The organism is Enterococcus sp. DJ147D b (assembly GCF_058216655.1).
Window position 1 is genome coordinate 1,332,480 of record NZ_CM177104.1, and the last position, 26,244, is coordinate 1,358,723.

A 26,244-nucleotide genomic window follows, 5' to 3' on the forward strand; every position below is an offset into this window, starting at 1 on the left:
TATTGGTTTATAAATATTTTGTTTTTCGAATTTTCACTTTTCGGAATAAATAAATTTATTTTGATCGTCATTCTTCTTCTGTCCTTACTTTGTTCATCCATGGAAATTCGAATCCGATTGTTAAGTCTTCCTTCAGCACCAGAACTGCATCAAACTTACCTTTTTTACCAGTAAATCCTTTAATTACTTTACTAGTCTTTCTTTTCGACAAAAGTTCACGAAGATTCGTCTTAGTTAGTTTCTTTTTAGCGACTATTGGCCATAATTTGAAGTCACATTCTGGATTGAGACAACTTGCTACCTTAGGGTACAACATCACAAGTCCATTTTGACACTTTGGACAACGACCTAATTGATCATTTTTCTTCTCCATCGCCTTGATTTGACGTGTACCAGTAATTTCCTTTGATAAATCAACTTGCTGAATTTGTTGAGGAACAGATTCTAGCAAATGTAAAATGAATTTTTTGATATTTTCCAAAAATACTTCTGGCGTTCCTTGATTCTCTCCAATTTTTCGTAAATACCCTTCCCAGCGTGCGGTCATCTCGGCGCTAGTCAAAAGAGGTTCACTTGCGACAGCTTTACATAAAGTTACACCTTTTGAAGTAACAAATAGTTCATTTTTCTTCACTTCAATATAGTGTCGTTGTTTTAAATTTTCGATAATATTTGCACGTGTTGCCTCAGTTCCAATTCCTTCTACTTCTTTCAATATTTCTTGTGCTTCGTTATCGTCCAACGTTTTCCCCGCTGTTTTCATAGCTGTAATCAGCGTTCCTTCATTGTATGGTTTGGGTGGTTGCGTTTCTTTTTCGAGACACTTCAGCTCTACTTCAACAAGATTGCCTTCTTGAAGCACTGGCAATTTTTGCAGATCTTTTTTCTTTTTCTTTCCAGTGTTTAAAATCGCTTGCCAACCTTGTTGGATAGGGACTTTACCAATACTTTTTAACTTCAATTCATTTACAGCTGTCAAAACAGTTGTTTCTTCATAAATATAGTTACTGGCAAACATGGCAATCGTTGTTTGTAAGACCTGCAAATAGACTGCTTGTTGAAGACGCGAAAGTTTACTAAAACGCTCTTTCGTTGGAATTGTTTTAGTCGGAATAATAGCATGATGTTCCTGCACTTTACTAGCATCAACGTAACGTTTCTTTGGAAATAGTTCAGGTGTGTCAATGGTTTCAACACCAAGAAATCCTTTATATTTTTCCAATTGTTGCACTAGGTAGTGATGCTCATTATCAGTGATATATGGCGAATCCGTTCTAGGATAGCTTAAAAACTTACTTTCATATAGCCCTTGAACCGCTTCTAGCGTTGCTTTTGCGCTAGCTTTCATCATCTGGTTCATTTTTGATTGCAAACTAGATAGCGAAAATAAACGTGGACTACGAAGTTGCTTTTCTTTTTTTATTACTTGGTTGATTTGTCCCTCTTGAACACCTAAATGCGCACCTAATTTTTGTAATTCTGCTGTCAAGGCTTCTGGTGTCTTGAAAGATTTTTTTGGTTCCATTTTTCCGATGAATTGTCCATTTTGATGCCGAATCTCTCCTTCACCTTCGAAATATGGTTCCCTTTTGAAATGATTGATTTCTTCTTGTAATTTAAAAATCATATATAACGTAGGCGTCTGTACTCTTCCTAATGAAAAGCTACCATCGATTCCTTTCTTTTGAAGCAATAGACTGTATAAAGGACTACCATTCATCCCAATTAACCAGTCGGCATTTTGCCTTGCTTTTGCTTCTTTATACTTTGGAAAATAGTATTCACCTGGTCTTAAATTTTTAAAGCCATCATAGATTGCTTCTTTTTCTAATGAATTAATCCATAGGCGAAGATATTTTTTTTCTTTAGAAAATGCTTTTGCTTGGCGAATGATTGACCAGGCGATTGCTTCTCCCTCCCGATCTCCATCAGTAGCGACAATAATAGTATCTGCAGATTGTAATTCCTTTTTGACAATTGCAAACTGCACTCTTTTATCCATAGGAACTTCATACTGGAAAGTCTCAGGGAAAATCGGTAAATTTTCTAATGACCATCTCGCCCAACGTTGCTCATATGCACCCGGTGGAACCATATCAACTAAATGACCAAATCCATAAGTAATCGTTACTTCACCTGTAAATAACGGATCTTTGATTTCATAATAACCATCCTGTTTTTTTCGTTGTTGAAAGGCTTCAGCATACGCTTTTGCTTGGGATGGTTTTTCTGCTAAAATAACTGTTTTCATGACTTCTCCTCCGTTATTCAAGCTAATTGCGACTTACCTATTATGGAACAAATTTTTGAATCTGACAACAAAAAAAACCTTATCTTATCAAGAGTCTGATAAGGCAAGGCGAAAGTATGTTTGTAATTGAATAAAAAAGAAAATCTATACATTTAGGACATAAACTCAACCAGTCTTTGATTCCAACTTTTTCATCAAAAAGCAATTATCTCTTACTCACACATAAATGGATTATCGTAAATCGTTGTTAAAGAAGGTAGCAACTTTACTTGATCGCTTGATGATATGTAACTTTGATTGCTGTATCGATACAATATTCTGTTTGTATACCACAGTCTAGTAACGTTGGTTTTTGTTAGCAATCCTACTCTAAAGGTTTCAGTTTGATCGTAACATACACCATGTAAATCGATAACTACTAATGGTTTCCATATCCCCCCTCCCCTTTGTTTTTTCTATAAACGATTTAGCCCAATGTCTGCAGCTGGTAATACGTATTCATACAAAGAGAAATCTTGATTATTATGCACGAGAATTTCCAACGGATTTAATTGTAACAAAGGCGCCAGTTGCCGTTCGAGCATGATTGGTGAATGAGTACTAGTGCTTCCAATATTCAATAAATCAATACACACATCAGGTGACAAATTAGAAGCAAGCTTAGGTATGTCTCGATTCAAGAAATAATCGACTAAAACGATGTCTCCTTGAACTGCATGAATCATGTCTTGATTTTTCGCTAGTTCTACATAAACAAACTTCAGCTTGTTCTTCAAACTACTTGTCTGAATGTTCCGATAAAGTTGCTTGGCAATATACTTTCCAGGTGATTGCTTATGGGTCACCAAAAAGATTGTTTTTTTATTTGACATAGGCTATCTCCTCTCTTTTTCAACACTATAAATCCATTTTCAGAAAAATTACATTTATTTTCACTAAGAAAGATCTATTTTTACTTATTATTAATAATTACAACAATTTTCTCCTGATCAGCTCCATAAAATTGCTTTAAGCTAATTTTAGGATAACTGTGTTAAAATTAATCAGAATGAAAAATGAGGTGAATCAATGATAAAGTTACTCATTGTTGAGGATGAAAAAGTTTTGTCTGACAACATCAAAGAAATTATTAACGATCTTGGAGAAGTCGTCCAAGTTTACGATGGTAGTGAAGGTCTCTTTGAATTGGAAAGTGGTATTTATGATTTAGTTATTCTTGATCTGATGATGCCTGAGATGAATGGATACGAAGTTTTAGCACAAGCAAGAAAAGCAAATATTCATACACCTGTCTTAATTTTAACCGCAAAAGATGGCTTAGAGGATAAAGTCGAAGGATTTGAAAAAGGTGCCGATGACTATTTAACTAAGCCTTTCTATCGCGAAGAGTTGATTATGCGTGTCAAAGCATTGTTAAAGCGTTCATTGGGGCTTTTCAATGAACATTCATTAGAGTACAAAGGTGTCATTTGTGATTTAAACCGTAACGAGGTCACTTTTGAAGGCAAAATTTTATCCATTCAAGGAAAAGAATTTGAACTCTTAACTTACTTTTTACAAAACAAGGGAATTATTTTAACAAAAGAACAGATTTTTGATCGAATTTGGGGATTTGATTCCGATACGACGCTAACTGTCGTTGAAGTTTATATGAGTAATCTGCGAAAACATTTGCGTGAAACGACTCTTGCAAAAGATATCAAGACACTCCGAAACGTTGGCTATATTTTACAGGAAGTGTAACAAAATGAAAAAAATAAAAGACAGATTTCCTAACAAGCAAAAAATTCGTTTCTTTTTAACTAACGTTACAGCTTTTGCTAGTATTTTTATTTTATTAGGTTTCATCACGCTTCAGTTACTTAACCAATCTGCCTATAGAGAAACTGATCTAAGTCTAAAACAAATCGATACAACGTCTCGTGCCGTTCAATTAGAAGTTTCTCGTTACGAACAAGGAAATCCCTTTTTGGAAAATTTCCCCGGCGGACAGCCCTTAAACGAACCAGATAACAATCGTTTCAATACCCAAGTGATTCTATGGTCTGCTTCTGGTGAAATTTTGAATAAAGCCGCTATTGGTGGTCGTTTAAATCAAATTCAAGGCTTGAAGTTAGATACAAAAAACCTTGATGTTATTCAAAGTATCGACTTATCTGAATCAGAAAAAGATCATTCTTTGGCATTTCGCTCTATTACACGCAAGGCTGAAGCAAATCAAAACGAAATTGCTTATATTCAAGTATTAGCAAATACCAATCAGATTAAAGATTCTCTAGCTACCTTTCAAACTGTTATGATTATTTGTATGATTGTCTTCTGGCTGATTTCAATTGGCATTAGTTATTATCTCTCTAACTTAAGTATGCGCCCTATTCTAGCTTCGTGGAAACAGCAAAAAGAGTTTGTTGAGAATGCGTCGCATGAGTTTCGCACACCCTTGTCTATTATCCAGAATAGTTTAGAACATTTATTTACAAAACCAAATCACACTGTTATCGAAGAGTCAGAAAGCATTGCTCAAGCTTTGGCAGAAACACGGCGACTTACCGGACTGACAACCGATTTGTTAACGATTGCGCGAAATGATTCGAATCAAAGACTTTTATCAAAAACAGCTGTAAATATCCAGCCGTTCATCGCCCAATTAGTCAAGCCATTTCAAGAAATGGCTGAAATGGATGGCAAACATTTCCAGATTGCGAATGAGTCCACAGCTACTGTCATCATGGATGAAAAGAAAATCCATCAAGTACTAGTTATCCTGCTTGATAATGCGTTAAAATATACCAGTTCAGGTGACTCTATTTTGATTGAATCACAAATAACCAGCAAAGAATGGCAAATTGACGTTACGAATACTGGACCAAGTATTTCCTCTGATGAAAAAGCAAGAATCTTTGAACGTTTTTATCGTGAAGATCGTTCTCGCTCAAAAGAAACTGGTGGCTATGGGTTGGGTTTGGCAATCGCCAAACAAATCATTGACCAACATAAAGGAAAGATTTCTGTTAAGGATTATGAACCACAAGGTGTCATTTTTACTGTTGAATTACCTCTAAAATAATCTAAAATAAAAAAATTCCGACAGAATCAATCGAGTTGATTCTATCGGGATTTTTATTTAGGTATTTTTGTCAGAATCACTCTCCCTCCACTAACGCTTTCTTATTTTTGATTTTTGTTTTAGGATAAGAGAAAGAATCAGTTATGATCCTTGATTTATCAGTCTCATTAGTGACACTTGAATCCATGATCATTTTATCTAGAGCTGAAAGGAGTACAATTATGGATAGTAAAACTAGAAAACAAGTACAAGAAAAGTTGAAACAACGATTACAATTATTACCACCTATTTTCGAGCAATTCTTACTTGAAAATCGAGGACATTTGTCTTTAAGTAGTCGTTACGAATATGCAAAAGATTTCCATTTATTTACGGACTTCCTCCAAAAATCTTATCCAGATCAGGAAATGAATGATGAATTTATCTTGCAATTAGAAAAACGAGATTACCTGAACTTTTTAGCTAGTATTTATCGTCATACACGCTCTTTCCAGACGGCAGCTGAGCAGCCTATCGAGCAGACATTCAGGAATAATTATCACGGTGTTTCAAGAAAGCAATACGCACTTAATCATTTTTTGAAGTTTTTATTTCAAAATGGGCAGTTAAAAAAAGAAATTTCATTATTAGGGACCAGTACTCCGGAAACTACTATACCTGCACCACGCTATGTTCCAGCAGAGTTGTTACTTGATTTTGAAACACTATTCATTCCATCTGCAGGATTTGATACAAGTCGAGAAGCTAGCTTTGAGAAGAAAAACCGACCACGCAATCTTGCAATCCTTGCACTACTGCTTTATTGTGGGCTCAAAATCCATGAAATTGTGGAATTGAAGAGAAAAGATCTCCTGCTAGAAAAACAGTTGATTCAACTTCATCGAAAAGAAAATCGCTTGAATCAAGTGCCACTTCCTAATGAAGCATTCAGCTTTCTAAAAGCATATCTCACCCTACATGAATTAGCTGCGGAAGATTTTGTATTTCAATCGTCACATGACCAACAAATCTCTCCCCGGACGATTCGGCAAATTTTAAGTAAAGTAACCGTTTACCAGAATCTTTCACCAGAATTGTGTCGAAAAACTTTTCGTTATTATACTGAACAGTATTTAGATGATCTTGACACAGTCAACTATTTATGTGGCAATCGCTACCTTAATCCACATGACTTTCACGAAGTCTACCAAAATATGTTAGGATTTTCCTATCATCAATTTGACTAATATACGTTTTTAAAATTGTTTTCTGGGAAAGAAAAAAATAGTAAAGCTTTTCTATCACTTTGATCATCTTTTATAGAAAGAAATATTTTGCGCTCTTTTTCACAAAATAATCTGTTATTTTCAAAACGTTTGTGCTACGATTATAGCGGAATTTGTTCCCCTTTTAACAAAAAAATGATGGAGTGTGACCTATGGAAACAATCGAGTATTCCCCACTTAATTTATTTACTAATTACCAAGAGGCAGCAAAAAAAACACCAGATGTTTCAATCATCATCGATGAACCATTAGCTGCTTTTCCTGAGCTTGGATTTAAAAGCACTTACAAAGAAAGCTATGAAACAATCTTAACGCGCGCCTATCAGTTGGCAGCAATGGGTGTTGGACTAGGCGACAAAATCATGCTGTATAAAAGTTCAGCATTCGACACTTATCTAATGGCAGTTGCTGCTTCTTATCTTGGTGCTGTACCTGTGATGACTTCTTATCATTTGCCGACAGCAACAATGGAAGTGTTTGTGGAACGCCTAGAAGATCCTTTTATCTTGTTTGACGAAGTTACTGCGGAACGCGTAGCGGGAATCTCAAATGGTTCAAAAGAAAAACAATTATCAGTAAAAGAGTTATTGAACCAATCAGCAACACCAGTTTCTCAACAAGAATTACCAAAAGATCAAATTGCCTATATGACACATACTTCTGGAACAACTGGTATTCCAAAATTAATTTGTCATTCAGCAAACTCTATGGGCTGGCGAACAAAATGGCAAAAAATGATTTTTACAAAGATTGCAGCAAAGGAATTAGTGGCTTTTCATATTTCTCCCGTCCACTCTCGCTTCAATATCGGAATTTCTTCCTTAATGGCTATGGGATTCCCAATGATGCCATTGGCTAACGCACAAGGAGAACATGTAGTGAAAATGCTAACTCAAAATCCACCGATTGCACTAGAAACGCATCCAAATAACTTCGTTCAATGGAGTTTCGTTGCAAAAGAAGTACCAGAAGCGTTTGCTGGTATTCGTTACTATCACTCAACTTTCGATGCAATCAATAACCAGACAATGGCAACTTTCCTTGACACCTCAAAGACAAAAGATGCCATCTTTTTACAAGTTTACGGACAAAGTGAATGTGGTCCAATGATTCTCAAAGCACATACTTTGGAATCCTTAAAGACAAATGATGCACGTGATATGGGTGTTGGGCTTGGTGACTTGACCAAAGCTCGAATCACGGATGATCAAGGGAACCTCTTACCTACTGGCACAGATGGCCACATTCAATTCTTATCAAAAGGTCGTGCATTGACTTACTATAAAGAAGATGCACGCTTCCAAGAAAATGTTTATGGCGACTGGTGGGACAGTGGTGATTACGGTGTGATGAATGAAGACGGACATCTTTTCTTGAAAGATCGTCAAGTAGACTTGATTGAAACAATCAATAGTACCTTAGCAATCGAAGATTATTTACTTGATTCGCTTGAGTTCCTAGCTGAAGTCGTAATCGTACGTGACAAAAATGATTCGCCACAACCAATCATTGCTTTAGCCCCTGGAAAAGAAATGGATTGGGACGCTTATTGGACACAAGTTCACGAACTGCCACGTTTGAATACACCGATTATTCGTGCCTTCGAAGACATTCCACGAACTGCAACAATGAAAGTCCAACGCCTTCAAATCGAACAAGAATTAAAAAACCAATAAAATAATTTTAAACAAACAAATACTTTTGATAACGATGCTTTTTCGTTGTCGAAAGTATTTTTATTTCCCTACGTTTTTCAAAATTGGCTGAGTTCCGAATCTGCCAATTGGCTGTTTTCATTTTATTTTACTTTCGCTATACTTGCTTTTATGGAGGAAATAAGATGAAAAGAGTATTAACAATTGGCGGATCTGACCCTTTCGCAGGCGGCGGAATTCAATCCGATTTAAAAACTTTTGAAAATTATCAACTTTTTGGTTTAAGTGCCCTAACCTGTGTAGGTTTTTTGGACGAACAAGGTACATTCCAATTAGAAAATTTATCGCCGAGACTACTAAAACAACAATTAGCTTCATTAACAAAAATGACAACACTTGATGGAATTAAGATTGGCTTACTTCACTCAGAAGAAGCTATCACGATTGTCCATGATTTTTTGATACAAAATTCAGAACTTCCAGTTGTCCTAGATCCTGTCCTTGCGTTTAAAGAAACTAAGACGACTGAAAATAAACGTTATATGGATAAAATGATTGCTGAACTCTTTCCTTTAGCAACTATTGTTACACCTAATTTAAAGGAAGCGGCTTTGTTGGCAAACCAAGATGAGTTACGATCATTGGATGACCTTCGCCGCGCGGCTAAAGTCATCCACGCTCTTGGAGCAAAACAAATCGTGATTAAAGGCGGGCAAGGTATTCAAGGTGACTTTGCGATCGATTTATTTTTTGATGGCGAAAATGAGCAATTATTCACTCGTAAAAAATTAACAAAACCAACTGTTAATGGTGCAGGTTGTACGTTTTCTTCTGCTATTTTAGCAAATTTGTGCCGAGGTGACGCTTTACCTACAGCAATTGCAACTAGTAAAGACTATGTCTATCACTGCATTGCCCATGGCGTTTTAATGAACGATGGTTCCGGTAGTGTTTGGTCCGGAGGAAAACGAGAGGAGGAATAACGATAAATGAACATCAGGCAAATAACAACCTATGCTATGCTGATTGCGCTAACTGTTGCGCTTTCTCTGACGATTCTCATTCCCGTTCCAGCAACGAATGGATTTATTACTCTATGTGAAGTTGGTATTTATACAGCAGCATCGTTATTTGGACCAATTGGTGGCTTAGTTGTTGGTGGTTCCAGCGGATTATTGATCGATTTGATTTCGGGCTACCCACAATGGGCGATCTTTTCCCTGCTCATTCATGGGTTACAAGGATTGATTGTGGGCTTGGTTGGTCGACAAACAACGTTTCGCTGGTTTCTTGGCCTATTCACTGGTAGTATGATCATGATCATTGGTTACTTGCTAGCGGGTTGGTTCTTGTATGGCTGGCCAGCAGGAGTCGCGTCAATTCCAGGAAATATGATCCAGAACTTATTTGGAATTGCACTGACTTACCCATTGGTTTCTGCCTTGAAACGATTTCAATTACGAAAACAACGTTAACCATAGCGAAAGAAGGATAAATGAAAATGGAATTAACAAAAGAAATGTTGGCAAAACAATTAACCGAAATGGTTACTGATATCTTGAATGAAGCAAACCTCAAAGCTGGGGATTTATTTGTATTAGGATGTAGCACTAGCGAAGTTGTTGGTGGGCACATTGGAAAAAACTCTAGTGCTGAAGTTGGTCAATGGATTGTCCAAACACTAAAAGAAATCCTTGATTCTAAAGAAATCTCACTAGCTGTCCAAGGTTGTGAACACTTAAATCGAGCACTAGTCGTGGAACGTAGCGTAGCCGAAAAGAAAGATTTTGAAATTGTGACCGTTGTTCCAGCTTTACACGCTGGTGGTGCTTGCTCCGTTGCTGCCTTCGAGCAATTTACTGATCCAGTTGAAGTCGAACATATTATTGCACAAGCAGGAATCGATATTGGTGATACCTCTATTGGGATGCACGTCAAACATGTTCAAGTTCCTGTCCGCCCTCGTTCGAATACCTTAGGTGGTGCACACGTTACTGCTTTACGTTCTCGTCCTAAATATATTGGTGGTCCACGTGCACAATATAATACAAATGAACGCTAAGTAAAGGAATCTTCTTTATTCCCACTTTTAGTTAAAATGATTTATAATCAAAAAAAGAGGTATGACAATATTTTGTCATACCTCTTTTTTTGATTATTAGTTGATTACTAGAGAGAATTTCGTTGATACATTCTAGCTTCATAAGGTCCAAATTCGCCCATAAGATCAAATCGATGTTCATCCAACTGATTGGTTAATACGACTGACCAATCTTCTGTTAATTTTTCAGTTGTTAGATCAAAAACTGCATTTTTTGCTGTCAAGTTTACCATAATTAAAAATTGTTCACTGGCTTCCACACGCTCGTAAATAAATAATTGTTTGTGTTCAGGTAAATACTCTTTGAAACGGCCCGTAACCAATGCAGTATGCTGTTTTCGTAGTTGAATCATTTGTTTATAAAACGATAAGAGTGAATTTGGTTCTTTTGTTTGTGCTTCGACATTGATCACATCTTTATTTGGATTAACAACTAGCCAGGGCTCCTGTGAAGAGAAACCAGCAAATTTTTCATCCGTCCATTGCATTGGTGTCCGACTATTATCTCTTGTTGTGCTACGAATGATTGCCAATGATTCTTCCGACGTGCAACCTTCTTGAAGCAATCGTTGATAAAGTTTTCTTGAATCAAGTGCATCTACTTGTTCAATTGACGCAAAAGCCATATTGGTCATCCCAATTTCTTGTCCTTGATAGATAAAAGGTGTCCCTTGTAAGAAAAAGTACATCATTCCTAGCGCTTTCGCAGACTCCAACCAATAATTCTGGTCATCACCAAAAGCAGAAACGCTTCGAGGTACGTCGTGGTTTTCCATATAGAGTGCATTCCACCCTTTTCCTGCTAAAGAATTCTGCCACTCAGTAAGTGCTTGCTTCAGTTTAACGACATCTAGTACACCTTGTTCTTCGTGGTTCCATAAAGAAATATGATCAAATTCAAAAATCATATCAAAATACCCAGATTTGCCAACCCATTGTGGGCCTTCCGCAGCAGATACGCCACTTGCCTCACCGACAGTCATGATGTCATATTCATCAAAAATCGTTTTTAGTTCAGTCAAATATTCCCCGATTCCTGCTACATTTTGAAAAGGTGAAAATGGATTAGCTGTTGCGGGAATAGCATAGTCTTCTTTTTTGATATGTGAAATAGCATCTAATCGAAAACCATCAATCCCTTTGTCTAACCACCAACGAATCATGGTAAATAGCTCTTCTCTCACTTTTGGATTTTCCCAATTCAAATCAGGTTGTTCCTTGGCAAAAACATGTAAATAAGATTGCTCAGTTTCCTCATCACGTGTCCAAGCAGAACCACCAAAAATAGACTGCCATTCATTCGGCGCTGACTCTGGGGTACTATCTGCCCATAAATAATAATCACGAAAAGGATTGTCTACTGATTTTTTTGATTCAATAAACCATTTATGTTGGTCAGATGTATGGTTGATAACCAAGTCCATAATCACTCGAATGCCCATTTGATGAGCTTCAGCCAATAGCAAATCAAATTCTGCCATTGTTCCAAATTTTGCTAAGATTTCTTGATAATTACTGATGTCGTAGCCATTGTCAACAAATGGAGAAGAGTAAATGGGATTGATCCAAATGAAGCCAATCCCTAACTCTTTTAAATAACTTAATTTTTCACGAATTCCATTAATATCACCAATCCCGTCTTGATTGCTGTCTTTGAAACTCGCGGGATAAATTTGATAGCCCACTTCTTGTTGCCACCACTGTACATTTTTTGTCATGCGGATACCCTCCTTTGCCATTTCATCAATTATAAACGAAATTGCTCCCTATAAGTCTTTGTTACCGTTAACAAAAAAGAATTAAGTACTTTTCCTTCAAAAAAACACTCGAAGTAACAAACATACGTTCATTACTTCGAGTGTTTTAGTGATAATTTATGTTCCTATAGATAACGAGTAATCAATTGGATCATCTGCTTAGGAAATTCCTGGAGATCTGTAATGTCAAGAAAACGACTTTCCCCATAAATTTCTTTGATTTCTTCTTTGTCTTGACCAATCGCTGCAGCAATGAAAATAATTCCTTGTCGATCATATTCTTTGATTACTTCTTGGATATCTTCTTTTGCTTTTTTTCCAGTATAATCTGGAAGTGCTTTTGGTTGCCCATCACTAATATTCAATAACAATTTGGTAGTTGCCGTTTGTTGGTTCAGTTTATCAGCAACTACTCTTAAAACTGCTCCGTCACGGTTGTTTTGGCGTGGTTTCATCGTTACCAATTTGTCATCTAACCATTGAAAACTATCAGTGAATTCTTTATAAGAAAAAATGGATGTTTTTTCACGTGCAGAAACATCTGCTGTATCACCATTGATCATCAGTGGAATATTAACACGTTTAGCAAATTCTGCAATCGCAATTGCGGCCTTCTTTGCTGCTTCTATTCGATCTTCTCGAATCATCGAACCTGACTCATCTAATCGGATAGCAACGGCTAGAGATGGTTGTTCATGGGGTGGATTTTTTTTGTCAAAATTACGCAAATCACCATATGCGATGCGACTAGCGTTAAAGCGTTGCCCTTCGTATTTACCTTTTTGATAACTTGTGCTTTCTTCGTTATCTAAAAGTTCTAATACTTGTCGACTCAACGAATCAACGACTGGAAAGACTTGGGCTCTGATTGCTCGCGCTTCATCGCTATTTATTTGGTACTTTGGTCGGTGAACAAGTAGTCCCTCTTTTTCATGCATTGTATCTTTCATGATTTGGCGGGCTTCTTTGTTCAATTCTTTCTTCATTTCCTTGTCATGGGCATCCATGTCAGCAGCAGACATTTCTGCAGACTCATCTTTCACACTTCTTTCTGTCTGATGTTTTCCTTCGACATCACTACTTCGTTCTTCTTCAATGTTAGCTAGATTATCAGATTCATTTGTCTCTTCTGGACTTTCCATATCAGCCATTTCTTCAACTTTTTCCAGTGCAGGTGTTTCTCGTTCTGCCAAAGTCAACTCTTCTGGGGCAAGTGCTTCAATCTGACGCTCTTTTGCTTCTGAACCACTGATTTTTCGCCCACGAACTGTTGGTTCAGCAGTCGTTTCGCCCCACTTTTTTGCTCGAAGCAAATCCCTTAGTTCAATTAATAATCCAGTATCGTCTAAAGCTTGGGATAAAATCGTTAATTCATCAGGATCAGTGGTCAATTTATATAAGACTTTTGGGTAGATTGATTGTAATACATCTTGACCTTGCTTCATCGTATTCACCCAGTAAAAGTACGAACGCATTCCGGCAACACCTTTGATTGCATTTGCTTTCGCTGTTTCATCTAACAATCGAATGATTTCTGCCATTTTAAGTAAAATGGGCGATTCTTGAATGCCTGTCTTCCCAACAGCACGTTCAACCATTACCTCAAGACTAGGGAGATCCATTTTTTCTGCATGTTGCATTCGATCCCGCAAGGATTCATTCAATGGTCGGTTTCCTTGATAATTTCGGTTAGTCGTAATCACAACTATACAGTCTGGATGTCGCCGGACAATACCTGTTGGTAGATTCAGCATTCCGTTTGATTCCAAAGCTGAGTTTAATGCTACTAGGACAGACGCATCCCGGATCACTGTTGGTTCTTGGATTTCAAGTAAGTAACCTTTTTCCATCGCACGAACGATTTCTGAAGGATAATACTTATAATGAATAGGTGTTGTTTCAGCCTTTGCTTCAATTTGTTGCACAAATTCAGCTAGTTTTTCCCGTGCAGAAAGTACATCTAATTGATAATGCGATTGGATTAAATGCAAAACAGCGTCAAAACTTTCAGTTTGAGAAATAGCTTCTAATAGCTCTTGGCTATCTGCATCGACAGATTCCACTACTGGTAATAACGCACCAAAAACATCAGATTTATCCATATCTGCAAAACATGTTACCTTTGTGTAAGGTAATTGCAAATCAGCAGATAACGCTTTGGCTAATTGTGTCTTACCGGAACCGGCATCACCTTCCAATAAAATATTCATGATTTTCATCTCAGGATCAAACCAGTTTTCGTTGATTTCTGTTGCAATTCTGATTTCTTCTGCACTCGTTCGGTGACTTTTTGGTTTTTGCCAAATCATCTGTTTTTCTAGACGTGAAAATACTCGATCTTGTGTAAGCGAGAACTCACTCATTGTTCAACCTCCTTTAACGAGTCGGTGATTTTAATAACCTAAATCATCTAACAAACGTTTTAAGATACGGAAACGTTCGCCAATTAGTTCACCATCTTTTTGTAAAGTATCATAGTAAAGAATAATGTCTTCATCAATCTTAGGATTTTTGGTATCGACTTCGACAGTCATTCGATTTCCTTGCAAGCCAATGATATCGACTACGGGATTTTCAGGATCATAGAATTTTTTATAACGATATGCATCTTGGAAATACAAGCTTCCTTGTGCTGCTAAAATCGCTAAATCTAAAATACGAGTAATTGGTAATTCTTCGGATTGACGTGACCATTTTTCGCCTGTATGACGCCAAACTTTTCCAGAAATATCGACTTTTCCGCGATCATTCCATTGTGCTAAACCAAGAGACAAGCCTTTTGCATCTGTATCTAAGGCATTACGGCCATCAACTTTATCATAATCTTCAACGACAAGAACAGGTTTATGCTTTAAATTTGTTGGGATTTCCATCAAAAACACTCCTTTATTATTAATGTTAGTAATTTACTAAATTACTAACGTAGTAAATTACTAACGGTCAATGCGATTATAATCCAATAAACAAAAAAATGCCAGCAAACAAATTTGTTTGCTGGCAAAAATGAACAAAATAAGAATTATTGCGCCGAAATTGCAAGTCCTACTGCTTTTTCTCCAAGATGTGTTCCAATTACCGGGCCAAAGTGACCAATCTCAATTTCTGCATCTGGGTATTTCTTTTGTAATTTTTCTTTTTCACTGATTGCAACATCTAAGTTATTTGCATGAATCACGTATAACTTAACTGGTCCTGTAATTTCAGCTTTTCGTTGACCAATGATATCTTCTGCACGGGCAAATGCTTTTTTGCTTGAACGGATTTTTTCAAACAAAACGATTTTTCCATCTGTAAATGTCAAGATCGGTTTTATTTTTAATAGTCCACCAATCAATGCTGCACCATTTGTTAAACGACCTCCGCGCACTAAATTGTTCAAATCATCAACTATCAAATAAGCATAGGTATTATCGCGAATATGATCGATATGTGATAAAATTTCTTCAAGTGATGTTCCCTGATCATTTAAATCTAAGGCAGATTCGACCATGTGTCCCATAGGCATGCTTGTAATTTTCGAATCGTACGGAATCACCGTTAATCCTTTCACATCTTCTTTCATTGCAAACAACGTGTTAACAAAGCCAGAAATACCAGAAGAAAGGTGAATGCTGATTACCGTGTCATACCCTTTCGCCTTTAATTCGTCATATAATGCCAAAACTTCTCCAACGACTGGCTGAGATGTCGTAGGGAAATCCTTACTGTTTTTTAAAAGACCGTAATATTCATCAGCCTCAATATCGATACCTTCATTATAAATCTTCCCATCTAAAATGACTGGGATCGGGATTACATATAAGTCGGGATGGTTCTTGATACGTTCCGGCAAATACGCCGTACTATCAGTAACAACTGCAAGTTTCATTTATCTATTTCCTCGTTTCAAAGAATTTTTCCAGACCCTATAACTATAGCATAATTTTGCTTGTAGATAAATCTAAAATCCAGTTCTATTAAAAAGACTGCTACAAAAAGCGAACTTTTTGTAGCAGCACATAGTTCAAGATAAAACGTAACTCTTCCTTCAGGCGTTACGTCGATGCAACAATGATTGGATACCACTTTTGCCAAACTGAGCTAAGATAAAGGTCAATCCGCCGATTCCTGTAATCAACACACAATAAATCACAGCGTTCGTCTTGCTTTCTAATGAGAGCTGCGTGTGTAATAAAAAGAAAACAGTCACACATACAAGCAACATTAGCGCTGTCGAACGAACCGTTTTAAAGAAGAAGTCTTTGATTTTGTATAACGGCGCAATTTGATATTCATGACACATGTACCAATAACCTCGGATAAATACGTATCCAAATGCCATTCCATTTGACAAACTCATTCCATAACCACCAAATAAAGCTAAGAAAATGACTTGGAAAAAAACTTTTAAAACAATTGCCTGTACTGTTAGCCGAATAGCAAACAAATGGTGATTTAATGATTGCAACATCGTTGATAAAATCGTAAATAATGAAAAGAACAGCGAAGCGAGTAATGCTAATTGGAAATACCCCACGCTTTCAGGATCGTAGCCAAAGAAAAGTGTATACAGCGGTCCTGCTAATAAAGACATTCCCGCAAGTGATGGCAGTAAAATCAAAATAGCGATTGAAAAACTGTCTCCAACTGTTTTTTCAATTTGTTTTCGATTTTCTTTTTTCAAAGTGCTTAATAATGGCAAACTACTGATTGCTACAGTTCCCACCATTGAAATCAAAATCAATGTCAACTTGTTTGGATTGACCGACGCACGACTAAATAAAAACTCCAGTTGTTGATCCGCAATATCTGGCCGGAAAAAATGTAACAATGGTTTCATCGTTACTTGATCAATCATCTGTACGATCGTAATAACTGAGCCGACAAAAATAAATGGGAGTGTCTCACGAATAATCGCGACCGACGCACGACGATTATCCTTTTTAAAATAGCGAGTAGATACCAAGAAATCCTTCAACCTAAAGTAATCTTTCTTTCGTCCCACTACATACATATGGAAAATTGCAGCTAGACCGCCGAAAAACGACGCAACAGTGCTGACTAAGACTGCTTCTAAAATCGTTCCATTCGTTAAAACACGCAAATAATACGTCCCAGCCAAAATAACCAAAACTCGAATTGCTTGTTCAATGATCAATGAAGTTCCATATGGACGCAAGTCATTCTTTCCTTGGAAATAGCCACGCATTGCACTTAACACTGGAATAGCAACTAAGGAAGGACATAAACTGCGAATCGCTAAGATTCCATTGTTCACATTGGCGATTGGACTGATTCCTGCCAGCGCTGGTGCAAATAAATACATCAAAACAGCTGAGGCAATCCCAATGACAAACATGATATTAATCGTACTACGAAAAATCACTCGACTTTCTTGCGCATCTCCTTCTTTTGTTGCGATAGCCACTTTTTTGGCGATTGCGTTAGGAAAACCGACTGTTCCCAGCATCAAGAATAATCCATAAGGTAAATAACCAACATTATAGAGGGTCGTTGCTAACATCCCGTCTTGATTATCCCCCATCATCATTAACCAAGGAATTAAGTACACAACACCTAAAACCTTACACAACAAATTGGCAAACGTTAACCAAAATGTGCCCTGCATCAATTTTTTATTCATCAAATCTTCCTCAACTATATATATTAGGATCTAAACATCTTTTACATTATAGCAAAAAAATAAGAACAAGTAATCCTAGCATTGCTTTTTCATCTCGCGTGCCTATTCTTATGCATAGACAAATTTTGAAAATGCCAAATAACTGTCCACTAAATGATTTTCTAGCTAGACTGATCCAACTATTATGCTATACTTTTCTCATAACGGATTTCATTCGTTATTTAGACAAATCAGTTGGCGGAAAACAGACTGTTTGTCTAGTTCAATATTCTTTGGAGACAGCCAGTGGTCGGTTGTCTCTTTTTTTTTTAACCTTTTATCTTTCAGATCGAATCTATCAAAGCCAACTCTCTTTCATTCGATTACTGAATTAAATGGTATCATTCATTCCGCAACTATCAAGTATGTTAAAGGAACCTTAACACTTTCTCTGCCTGTCACAATCCCAGATGAGAACCGTTATTCAATATAAATTTATTCAACGCTTTTTGCATCACACATTCGATTGGTTTATTTCACAAAAAAGTGTCTGGAACATCAATCAAAAGGATGATGTTCCAGACACTTTTTAAACTACATGGTGTTTCCAAAAGCAATTCTCTTGGAAATAAGCCAAGGCATTCCAAAAATAGTTGAAGCGATTTTCGAATGATTCTTCTTATTTCTCAGAGCTGATTGCTTTTATCTCAACCACTTTTTAAAAAATTATTTTTATTTTAAGATAAGTCTTCACCATTTGTTTCAATTACTTTTTGATACCAATAGAATGATTTTTTGCGACTGCGGTCTAACGTACCATTTCCTTCATCATCACGATCAACATAAATAAAACCGTAACGTTTACTCATCTCACCTGTTCCTGCACTAATCAAGTCAATACAGCCCCAAGGTGTATAACCAATCAAATCTACCCCATCGTCAATCGCTTTATCCATTTCATCGATATGTTGTTTGAAATAGTCAATGCGATAGTCATCATTGATTGCACCGTCCTCTTCTACTTGGTCAAATGCACCCAAGCCATTTTCTACAACCATAAGAGGGACTTCGTAACGAGAATAGATTTGATTCAAAGTGAATCGCAAGCCAACGGGATCAACTTGCCATCCCCAATCGCTCGCTTCCAAATATTCATTTGCGACACCACCAAACAAGTTTCCACCCGTAGTATCTTCACGGTCCTCAAGATTAGCAGCAATACAAGTACTCATGTAATAACTAAATGTATAGTAATCAACAGTCCCTTCTTTTAACAATGCTTGCTCTTCTTCAGTTATCTCTAATTGGATATTATTTTTTTCAAAATAGCGTTTCATATAATAAGGATACGCGCCTTTAACTTGGACATCACCACAGAAATAATTCAAACGATCATTCAACTGTTGCGTTCTTAGTACATCTTCTGGGCGGCATGTCTTAGGATACATTGTAATATACGCCAACATACACCCAATTCTAAACTCTGGATTGATTTTATGTCCGGCAATCACTGCTCTAGCAGATGCTAGAAAAACGTTGTGTAGTGCTTGATATTGTTCTGTTTCTGTATACTCACGGTTAAACAAGCCATTGATTTGCTTACCATGTTCTAATGTCCCAAAATTGATTTCATTGAATGTCAGCCAATACTTCACTTTGTCTTGGTAGCGTTCAAATAAAGTCATTGCGTAGCGTTCATAAAATGCAATTGTTCGTTTATCTAAAAAACCATCATAGCGTTTGCCTAATTGGAACGGTAATTCAAAATGAGAAATCGTCACTAAAGGTTCGATCCCATACTTGTGTAATTCATCAAATAAATCATCGTAAAATTGTAATCCTTCTTCATTTGGCGTTTCTTCATCACCATTTGGAAAAATTCGTGACCAAGCAATCGACAAACGATACACTTTAAAACCCATTTCTGCAAACAAGGCAATATCTTCTTGATAGCGATGATAGTGATCAATACCTGTATGACTTGGATAATAATACTTTTCCTCGTCAATGACTAAGTCGAATGTTCGACGTGTCCCTGCTGTTCGACTACCTGCTCGATTATGATCACTGATTGAATCTCCTTTACCAGCAACATTCCAAGCACCTTCACATTGATTGGCAGCTGTCGCGCCACCCCATAAAAAATTCTTTGGAAAACTCATCGATTTTTCTCCCTCATTTTTGGTTTAATTAGCAAGAATAGCGGTGGAAACCAATGTTCCTTGCTGTACTTCATTTTCATCCGTCATGATAATATCCGCATAATCAGGAGTATTCGTTACAATTATTGGAACTTGTGTACTATAGCCTTCCTCTTCAATCGCCTGAATATCGAAACGAACTAGCTTATCTCCTTTTTTAACCGTGTCACCTTGTTTCACAAATACTTCAAAATGTTTTCCTTCTAATTGGATCGTATCGATACCAATATGAATCAATAATTCCATGCCATCTTCAGAAATAATTCCAATTGCATGTTTTGTTGGGAACAAAGTCATAATCGTTCCGTCAAAAGGTGCGACAACTTCACCAACAGTCGGCTCAATCACTACACCTTTTCCCATAATTCCTTCTGAAAAAGCAGCATCCTTTGCTTGGCTCAACGGTAAAATATTTCCTGTGATTGGTGAAAAAATTTCTTGTTTTGCTACTTTTTTCTTTTGTACTGCAAATGAACCTTTTGCTTCTTCTTTACTCATCGCAATTGTTGGCTCATCATCTTTAAAGCCAATCGCCCAAGCTAAACCAAAGCCAGCAACTAATGCCACTGCATCTAAAACCATGCTATAAATCGCAAATTTAATATCGCCATCAGGAGAAATAGCACCTGTGTAACGGAAAATTCCTAGTCCACCCATTTGATATGCTTGTAACCCTAAAGCCATAGCCGTCCCACCTGTAAATGCACCAACGACACAAGATGCCCAGAATGGTTTCTTTTTAGGTAAAGTAATCCCATAGATTGCTGGCTCTGTTACACCAAAAATCCCCGAAATGAATGCAGGAACAGATAATTCTTTCAATTTGGCATTTTTTGTTTTTAACAAAACAGCTAAAACTGCTCCAGTTTGAGCAAAGGAAACACTACCACTTGGTGTCAATAAAGCTGTTGGTTGTCCTTGAGACAAAGCAATGATTGCAAATGGAATTAGCGCCCAATGAAGCCCAAACATGACCAGAATTTGCCAAGTAAAACCTAAAATCGCACCAAAGATAATCGGGTTAAAGGTTTGAATTGCAAGTAACCCATTTCCTAATGCTTCTGAAGCTGTGTTCATGATTGGACCAATCACAATAAACATTAAGGGAACGGTAATCAACGCAGTGAAAAACGGTACTAGAAATAGCTTAACAACATCAGGGATGATTTTTCGTAATTGTTTTTCAAGAAATGCGGCAAATGCCGTTGATGCAATGATTGGCATCACACTTGAACCATAACCAGCCGCTGGAAGTGAAAATGGGATACCAAAGAAATTCAAACCACCACTTTCAGCAAATTGACTGGTCAATGAACCATCAATAAATCCGGTGTATACCATACTTGCTGCAATCATCATTCCTAAAAACGGTGATCCACCAAAACGCTTCATTGCCGTGAAACCAATAAAAATCGGTAAAAGTAAAAATAATCCATCTCCCATGGCATTGACTACAGCATAAGTCGGTGTTGCTGCAAACTCTGCACCTAGAGCAAATGACAAGATTGCGGCAACCCCTTTTAACATACCGGCTGCAGATAATGGTGCTAGAATCGGTTGGAAAATACTTGAAATAATATCTATAAATTGATCGAATAAATTCCCTTTTGGCCCTGAATCTGTTTTCTCCTCTAATAATCCTAAAACCGCATCCACATCTTTGCGTACATCAGGAACATGATTGCCAATCACCACTTGGTATTGACCACCTGATTGCATAACCGTTACGACGCCATCCATGTTTTTCAACACATCTGTATTTGCTTTCCCTTCATCTTTTAACTTAAACCGTAAACGCGTAATACAGTTTGTTAATGAATTAACGTTTTCTTTTCCACCAACTTCTTTGACAATATCTTGTGCTAGTTGCTCATATTTTCCCATGATTTTTTCCTCCAAATTTAAATATATTTTTTAATCCAGAGGTCTCGCCAACTAAATGTAACGATCCAATTCTTTTTGCTGTAAGCCAAATTTACTCCTTTCATTTTATTTTAAGAGAAACTCTCTTACTTCGTTTTTTCGATGATTCTTGCAATATGAATAGTGATATACACTTGTTCATCTTTAGAGACTTGATATTTCCAACGCGTTGCCAACAATTCAACTACCTTTTTAGTTGCTTCAAAAGCCTCACGATACTTTTGGCTGACGAGCATAAATAGTTCATTTTCGACTCGTTCTTCGGTTGCTTCCCTTCCTCTTGCATTCAACACTCTCTCCGCAAAAAATCGTAGATGGGTAATGAAACGCTGAAAGTAAATATCGTTTTCCGTAAAGTTGATCTTCAATGTATATTTGATAACCGTTAGAATTTCTTCAATCATTTGTGTAAGGCTGACGGCTGACTCATTCGTGATGTCCAACTCAGCATTTACGATATGTAACGTTAAAAAACCAGACTCGTCATCGGATAGCTCGATACCCATTTTTTCATTGATGAATTGGATACCTCTTCGTGCAATAGCTAATTCCTCTGGGAAAAAATGTTTGATATCCCATAATAGAAAATTCTTCATTTGAATCCCTTTGCCTTCACGCTGGATCGCCGTGTATAAATGATCCGCAAAAGAAATAAAGCTTGTTTCATTAAATTCTTTGTTCAGCTTTTTCTTTGCGTAGTTCAAGATATCAAAAGCAATTATGATCACCTCTTCAGGAATTTCTGAAAGCATTTGTTCCACTCGTAACGACTCACTTTGATTCTTTATTTCAAATACTTTTTCAATACTCCCTGGATCAACCTTAAAACCAGGCTTTTTTTGAAATCCTAAACCATTGCCCATCAAAACGATTTCTTGTCCTTCATCGTTTAAAGCAACTACGACGTTGTTATTCAAAATCCGCAGAATTTTCAATTGACTCCCCCATCTCTTTCAGCCTCACCAATGCATAAAAAAAGACCCAAACGACACCACAAATAAATGTCGTTTAGGTTTAGCTTAACTGAATAATAACTATCCTAAAATAAAATTACCATTTTTAGTAAGCGCTGTCAATCTGATTTTCACAATTTTTTTTACACTTCCGTACGAAAAAACTGACACACTATTTCTTCTGCTACCATTGATAAACCAGAGAGATATTTTTTCATTTTGGCAACAAAAAAAGGGCTTGGACGCATTGATGTCCCACCCTTAACTTCGTTGTTTAAATCATTGATAATAAAAAAACGGCTGCTAAACCAGTTACTACAGATAACGCCATAGATCGCGTTTTATACGCTACACCTGCTACTAAGATCATAGCTAAGATCTTGATATTCCAAGCAAAATCTAAATGCTCATGTGTGATAAAAACATCTTTAAATGCCAACGCAGAGAACAACGCTACTGGAACGTACTTCATCCAATCACTAAACCAGGCAGGAACCTTTCTTTGTGTAAAGTAAAGCATCGGTACCACTCTGGGAATGTAAGCTGCTAGAAATAAACAAGCAACTAATAAAATCAAATAACCTTTACTCATGGTTTTGCGCCTCCTGATCTGGGAAGTTAAACAACGGCTCGTTTACTTGTTCCGCGCGATGTCGTAACTTTTTCTCTTTTTCTTTTTGGAAAGCTTTTTCCAAAAGTAATCCAGCGAAAGAAGCAATCACAGTTGCTACGATCAAGCCAAATGTATTTTGGAATAAAATCATAAAAGCAACCCCTAAGACACCGGAAAAAATACCAGTCAAAATCAATAAACCATTCTTCATTTGCATGATAAACATAAAAATAAACATCGCAGTTAACGCGAAATGAACTAAGTCAGCATCTACTCGAATCACTGAACCAAAAACATTTCCGATCACATTACTTCCTGCCCAAGCGGCCATAGAAAACCAATTGACATACATAGCTTTTTGCTTGTTCCAAGTTGGATCTGTTGAATATTTCAAGTAATTAACTGCATAGTTTTCATCATTTAGTGATTGTGAAAAGACAGCTAAAAATGGACGGCTTTCTTTCTTCATAAACACTGAAAGACTTGAGCCTAACAATGTATAACGTAATTCTAAGAAAAATACCATCAAGATGGTTGTTGCAAATGATGCATGTGTTGCTAACATTGAGGCAACTAAGAATTGCGCACCGCCGGAAAAAACCAAAATTGATAATAAACCGGTCAATAATGGATCAAATCCAACCTTCTGTAACAGAACACCACAGGCTAACCCAACCGGGATATAGCTAAAACAAAGCGGCATCACTGCATGAAAAGACTGAAGCCATGGCGCAGTTTTCTTTCTACTCATTAAAATGTCTCCTTTGATTACAACAAATAAACAGCGGACTCATTGTAACATAATTTCAATAAATTGTAGCCGTTTTATCTAAAAACAATATTAAATTTTTCTCATTTCAGCTTCAATTTATCTTTTTTCTTCATCCAAGCTTATTCACGGTGGTAATTAGGATCATACTTATCGGTTTCAATATAAATATAAATCTTCTTGTCAGGTAAACTTTTTCGGATCATTCGTTCAATATCGTTGACAATTGCATAAGCAAACTCTTCCTTGATGTCCAAAATGTCCACTTTCGCCGCAACCAAAATTTCAGTTGGTCCCATGTGAATTGTTTTAATATCAATTAACCGTTCTATTTCTGGTCGATCAAATGCTTTTTTGATTAACACTAAATCATGCGCAGTCACACTTTCACCAATAATCAGACTATAAAATTCCTTCGCAAGGAAAATAGCGGCACCCATCAATAGGAAACCAATTAACAGACCACTGATTGCGTCAAAAGCAGCAATGCCAGTCACCATAGTTAAAATTGTTCCCACCATAGCTAACACCAAACCAATTACTGCGCAAAAATCCTCTGTGAAAATAATCAAAATTTCGCTATGACGACTTTCACGTAAAAAGGCTAATAGTGATAGATTTTCTGTATTCAATTCTTTGATTTCTTTAAATGCAATCCGTAAAGAACTTCCTTCGATAATAATTCCGAATAACAAGATAACTAAAATAATCATCGGGTTTTCTACTTCGTGTGCAGGATGCAATAGTTTTTCAAAAGCTTCCATGACACCTAGTGCGCCCCCACCAAAAAAGAGCATCATTGCAACAATTGTACTGAAAAAATATTTTGCTCGACCTTCTCCAAACTGATGAAGGTCACTTTGACCAGCTGCAGCACGTTTATTACCAAATAATAGTAGTATTTGATTACTACAATCAACGATACTATGGATACTTTCATTCAACATTGCAGCACTTCCACTAATCGCATAACCAATAAATTTACTGATCGCAACTAAAATATTGGCACCCAATGCTGCTAAGACAGAAAACATGCCACTTTTTTTTAAATTTTCCACCTATGTTCCTCTTTTCTATAGATTCATTTTCCTTTGAGTCTACTCTTAGATTTTTGCTAAATTAAAGACAATTTTTTGTCCCGGTTTCAATTCAATTTCAGCGGCACCTTTAGTAGCAGATTCACCATCGATCGTAAACAACCAATACTTCTGTTGCGTTTGATCCTGTTTGTATCCTTCAATTTCGGTAATAAATCCTTTTTCTTCTTCAACTTTAAAAGTTTTTTGTAAAACTTCTAAAAGATTTTCGCCTGTTTCAAAAGTAACTTTCTGATTAGCGAATTCTTTCCCATTTTCTTGAAGAAGGATTGTTGCTTCTTGCCGTTGCACACTGGCGCTCAGTTGACTACTAGTTGTTTTTTCTATAGTGCTGCATCCACCTAATATTCCCAGACCTACAAGAACGACAACCAAACTATAAATAATCTTTTTCATTTTTTCCCCCAAATCGTTTTACTAGTCGCTGTACGATAGGAAAGAAAAGGACATAAAAAACGAAATTTCCTATTGCATGCGACGCATCAAATGAAATACCTTGTAGATAATAAACGAAAGGCTGAGGTAACTGATACAATACCGTATCAAAAATCGCCATTAGTCCTCCATAAATAAAACCTGCTAAAAAAAAGAAAATACCCTTCAACCAACCACTTGTTCTGAAATAACTCGACTGTCTACATAAAGTAAACAACAAGAAAATTCCCCCATAGCTAAGCCATTGACCTATTACCCACGGGCCTATGCCAAAATAAAAACTGCTGATTACTAGCGACAAACTCATGACAATCAATCCATCAACCATTCCCAAGTAAAAAACGACCATTAACAAGATTGCCGTCATAGGTTGGAAATTGGGAATAAATTGAAAAGCTACTCTACCTGCTACGCAAGCAGCACTGAGCATACTCAACTGTGCAAGTTTTCTGGCACTCATTTTTTCTCCTCTTCAATCTTAAAAATCAACACTTGAAACTGGCACAAACCGCGTGTTCCAGTTTGTGCCAGTTTCATTATTAACAACGTTCCAGT

The 26,244-nt window shown here is 36.8% G+C and carries 22 protein-coding genes; 7 read left to right on the top strand and 15 right to left on the bottom strand.

The window, feature by feature from the left end; genetic code table 11:
• Window positions 1-67: 67 nt before the first annotated feature.
• Window positions 68-2,251 carry a type IA DNA topoisomerase gene (locus tag AC4BD1_RS06370; protein WP_490485336.1) on the bottom strand — a complete coding sequence of 728 codons (2,184 nt, stop codon included), beginning with the start codon at window positions 2,249-2,251 and terminating at the stop codon, window positions 68-70.
• A 455-nt stretch (window positions 2,252-2,706) separates the two neighbouring features.
• On the bottom strand, window positions 2,707-3,123 hold the full coding sequence (locus tag AC4BD1_RS06375; RefSeq protein WP_206907953.1) for a hypothetical protein: 417 nt from the start codon (window positions 3,121-3,123) through the stop codon (window positions 2,707-2,709).
• Between the two features lie 196 nt (window positions 3,124-3,319).
• On the opposite strand from AC4BD1_RS06375, the gene AC4BD1_RS06380 reads away from it, so the two are divergent.
• The 7 genes from AC4BD1_RS06380 (at window position 3,320) to AC4BD1_RS06410 (ending at window position 10,300) form a co-directional block, all read left to right on the top strand.
• Window positions 3,320-3,994, top strand: a complete 675-nt coding sequence (locus tag AC4BD1_RS06380) for a response regulator transcription factor (RefSeq protein ID WP_206907955.1) — start codon at window positions 3,320-3,322, stop codon at window positions 3,992-3,994.
• 13 nt (window positions 3,995-4,007) lie between these two features.
• Window positions 4,008-5,318, top strand: a complete 1,311-nt coding sequence (locus AC4BD1_RS06385) for a sensor histidine kinase (RefSeq protein ID WP_490467297.1) — start codon at window positions 4,008-4,010, stop codon at window positions 5,316-5,318.
• 221 nt (window positions 5,319-5,539) lie between these two features.
• Complete coding sequence (locus tag AC4BD1_RS06390; RefSeq protein WP_490485337.1) at window positions 5,540-6,544, top strand: tyrosine-type recombinase/integrase; 1,005 nt, start codon at window positions 5,540-5,542, stop codon at window positions 6,542-6,544.
• Window positions 6,545-6,735: 191 nt separating this feature from the next.
• A complete protein-coding gene (locus tag AC4BD1_RS06395) occupies window positions 6,736-8,259 on the top strand; it encodes an AMP-binding protein (RefSeq protein ID WP_206907961.1) in 1,524 nt (507 codons plus the stop codon).
• Window positions 8,260-8,423: 164 nt separating this feature from the next.
• Window positions 8,424-9,221: a bifunctional hydroxymethylpyrimidine kinase/phosphomethylpyrimidine kinase gene (locus tag AC4BD1_RS06400; protein WP_206907962.1), complete on the top strand. Its 798-nt coding sequence runs from the start codon at window positions 8,424-8,426 to the stop codon at window positions 9,219-9,221.
• 6 nt (window positions 9,222-9,227) lie between these two features.
• A complete protein-coding gene (locus AC4BD1_RS06405; RefSeq protein WP_490466085.1) occupies window positions 9,228-9,713 on the top strand; it encodes an ECF transporter S component in 486 nt (161 codons plus the stop codon).
• A 26-nt stretch (window positions 9,714-9,739) separates the two neighbouring features.
• On the top strand, window positions 9,740-10,300 hold the full coding sequence (locus tag AC4BD1_RS06410; protein ID WP_206907967.1) for a TIGR01440 family protein: 561 nt from the start codon (window positions 9,740-9,742) through the stop codon (window positions 10,298-10,300).
• Between the two features lie 107 nt (window positions 10,301-10,407).
• Here the strand turns inward: AC4BD1_RS06410 and AC4BD1_RS06415 are convergent, their stop codons facing one another.
• The 13 genes from AC4BD1_RS06415 to AC4BD1_RS06475 form a co-directional block, all read right to left on the bottom strand.
• Window positions 10,408-12,057: an alpha-glucosidase gene (locus AC4BD1_RS06415; protein ID WP_490466086.1), complete on the bottom strand. Its 1,650-nt coding sequence runs from the start codon at window positions 12,055-12,057 to the stop codon at window positions 10,408-10,410.
• A 164-nt stretch (window positions 12,058-12,221) separates the two neighbouring features.
• The gene (locus AC4BD1_RS06420; protein ID WP_490485338.1) at window positions 12,222-14,459 is read right to left on the bottom strand and encodes an AAA family ATPase; all 2,238 of its coding nucleotides are present in this window, start codon (window positions 14,457-14,459) and stop codon (window positions 12,222-12,224) included.
• A gap of 30 nt (window positions 14,460-14,489) precedes the next feature.
• On the bottom strand, window positions 14,490-14,969 hold the full coding sequence (locus AC4BD1_RS06425; protein ID WP_206897996.1) for a DUF6530 family protein: 480 nt from the start codon (window positions 14,967-14,969) through the stop codon (window positions 14,490-14,492).
• A 146-nt stretch (window positions 14,970-15,115) separates the two neighbouring features.
• Window positions 15,116-15,964: a DegV family protein gene (locus tag AC4BD1_RS06430; RefSeq protein WP_206907971.1), complete on the bottom strand. Its 849-nt coding sequence runs from the start codon at window positions 15,962-15,964 to the stop codon at window positions 15,116-15,118.
• Between the two features lie 159 nt (window positions 15,965-16,123).
• Window positions 16,124-17,719, bottom strand: a complete 1,596-nt coding sequence (locus AC4BD1_RS06435; protein WP_206907972.1) for a polysaccharide biosynthesis protein — start codon at window positions 17,717-17,719, stop codon at window positions 16,124-16,126.
• A 716-nt stretch (window positions 17,720-18,435) separates the two neighbouring features.
• Entirely contained in the window at window positions 18,436-19,860 is a 1,425-nt protein-coding gene (locus tag AC4BD1_RS06440; RefSeq protein WP_490466089.1) for a glycoside hydrolase family 1 protein, read from the bottom strand.
• A 24-nt stretch (window positions 19,861-19,884) separates the two neighbouring features.
• Window positions 19,885-21,783 (bottom strand): beta-glucoside-specific PTS transporter subunit IIABC, encoded by a 1,899-nt coding sequence (locus tag AC4BD1_RS06445; RefSeq protein ID WP_490485339.1) that lies wholly within the window; start codon window positions 21,781-21,783, stop codon window positions 19,885-19,887.
• Between the two features lie 125 nt (window positions 21,784-21,908).
• Window positions 21,909-22,757 carry a BglG family transcription antiterminator LicT gene (gene licT, locus AC4BD1_RS06450; protein WP_206907987.1) on the bottom strand — a complete coding sequence of 283 codons (849 nt, stop codon included), beginning with the start codon at window positions 22,755-22,757 and terminating at the stop codon, window positions 21,909-21,911.
• Between the two features lie 292 nt (window positions 22,758-23,049).
• The gene (locus AC4BD1_RS06455; protein WP_206898002.1) at window positions 23,050-23,367 is read right to left on the bottom strand and encodes an AzlD domain-containing protein; all 318 of its coding nucleotides are present in this window, start codon (window positions 23,365-23,367) and stop codon (window positions 23,050-23,052) included.
• Entirely contained in the window at window positions 23,360-24,139 is a 780-nt protein-coding gene (locus tag AC4BD1_RS06460; RefSeq protein ID WP_206907989.1) for an AzlC family ABC transporter permease, read from the bottom strand. The genes AC4BD1_RS06455 and AC4BD1_RS06460 overlap by 8 nt, the downstream gene beginning before the upstream one ends.
• Window positions 24,140-24,279: 140 nt before the next feature.
• Window positions 24,280-25,215, bottom strand: coding sequence for a cation diffusion facilitator family transporter (locus tag AC4BD1_RS06465; RefSeq protein ID WP_490466091.1), 936 nt, complete (start codon window positions 25,213-25,215; stop codon window positions 24,280-24,282).
• Window positions 25,216-25,260: 45 nt separating this feature from the next.
• Window positions 25,261-25,650 carry a DUF4430 domain-containing protein gene (locus tag AC4BD1_RS06470; RefSeq protein ID WP_490466092.1) on the bottom strand — a complete coding sequence of 130 codons (390 nt, stop codon included), beginning with the start codon at window positions 25,648-25,650 and terminating at the stop codon, window positions 25,261-25,263.
• Window positions 25,631-26,149 (bottom strand): hypothetical protein, encoded by a 519-nt coding sequence (locus AC4BD1_RS06475; protein WP_490466093.1) that lies wholly within the window; start codon window positions 26,147-26,149, stop codon window positions 25,631-25,633. The genes AC4BD1_RS06470 and AC4BD1_RS06475 overlap by 20 nt, the downstream gene beginning before the upstream one ends.
• Between the last annotated feature and the right edge of the window lie 95 nt (window positions 26,150-26,244).

Coding starts and splice junctions, on each gene's coding strand:
- AC4BD1_RS06370 (WP_490485336.1), bottom strand. CDS start 2,251: ATGAAAACAGTTATTTTAGCAGAAAAACCATCCCAAGCAAAAGCGTAT.
- AC4BD1_RS06375 (WP_206907953.1), bottom strand. CDS start 3,123: ATGTCAAATAAAAAAACAATCTTTTTGGTGACCCATAAGCAATCACCT.
- AC4BD1_RS06380 (WP_206907955.1), top strand. CDS start 3,320: ATGATAAAGTTACTCATTGTTGAGGATGAAAAAGTTTTGTCTGACAAC.
- AC4BD1_RS06390 (WP_490485337.1), top strand. CDS start 5,540: ATGGATAGTAAAACTAGAAAACAAGTACAAGAAAAGTTGAAACAACGA.
- AC4BD1_RS06395 (WP_206907961.1), top strand. CDS start 6,736: ATGGAAACAATCGAGTATTCCCCACTTAATTTATTTACTAATTACCAA.
- AC4BD1_RS06400 (WP_206907962.1), top strand. CDS start 8,424: ATGAAAAGAGTATTAACAATTGGCGGATCTGACCCTTTCGCAGGCGGC.
- AC4BD1_RS06405 (WP_490466085.1), top strand. CDS start 9,228: ATGAACATCAGGCAAATAACAACCTATGCTATGCTGATTGCGCTAACT.
- AC4BD1_RS06410 (WP_206907967.1), top strand. CDS start 9,740: ATGGAATTAACAAAAGAAATGTTGGCAAAACAATTAACCGAAATGGTT.
- AC4BD1_RS06415 (WP_490466086.1), bottom strand. CDS start 12,057: ATGACAAAAAATGTACAGTGGTGGCAACAAGAAGTGGGCTATCAAATT.
- AC4BD1_RS06420 (WP_490485338.1), bottom strand. CDS start 14,459: ATGAGTGAGTTCTCGCTTACACAAGATCGAGTATTTTCACGTCTAGAA.
- AC4BD1_RS06425 (WP_206897996.1), bottom strand. CDS start 14,969: ATGGAAATCCCAACAAATTTAAAGCATAAACCTGTTCTTGTCGTTGAA.
- AC4BD1_RS06430 (WP_206907971.1), bottom strand. CDS start 15,964: ATGAAACTTGCAGTTGTTACTGATAGTACGGCGTATTTGCCGGAACGT.
- AC4BD1_RS06435 (WP_206907972.1), bottom strand. CDS start 17,719: ATGAATAAAAAATTGATGCAGGGCACATTTTGGTTAACGTTTGCCAAT.
- AC4BD1_RS06440 (WP_490466089.1), bottom strand. CDS start 19,860: ATGAGTTTTCCAAAGAATTTTTTATGGGGTGGCGCGACAGCTGCCAAT.
- AC4BD1_RS06445 (WP_490485339.1), bottom strand. CDS start 21,783: ATGGGAAAATATGAGCAACTAGCACAAGATATTGTCAAAGAAGTTGGT.
- AC4BD1_RS06455 (WP_206898002.1), bottom strand. CDS start 23,367: ATGAGTAAAGGTTATTTGATTTTATTAGTTGCTTGTTTATTTCTAGCA.
- AC4BD1_RS06460 (WP_206907989.1), bottom strand. CDS start 24,139: ATGAGTAGAAAGAAAACTGCGCCATGGCTTCAGTCTTTTCATGCAGTG.
- AC4BD1_RS06470 (WP_490466092.1), bottom strand. CDS start 25,650: ATGAAAAAGATTATTTATAGTTTGGTTGTCGTTCTTGTAGGTCTGGGA.
- AC4BD1_RS06475 (WP_490466093.1), bottom strand. CDS start 26,149: ATGAGTGCCAGAAAACTTGCACAGTTGAGTATGCTCAGTGCTGCTTGC.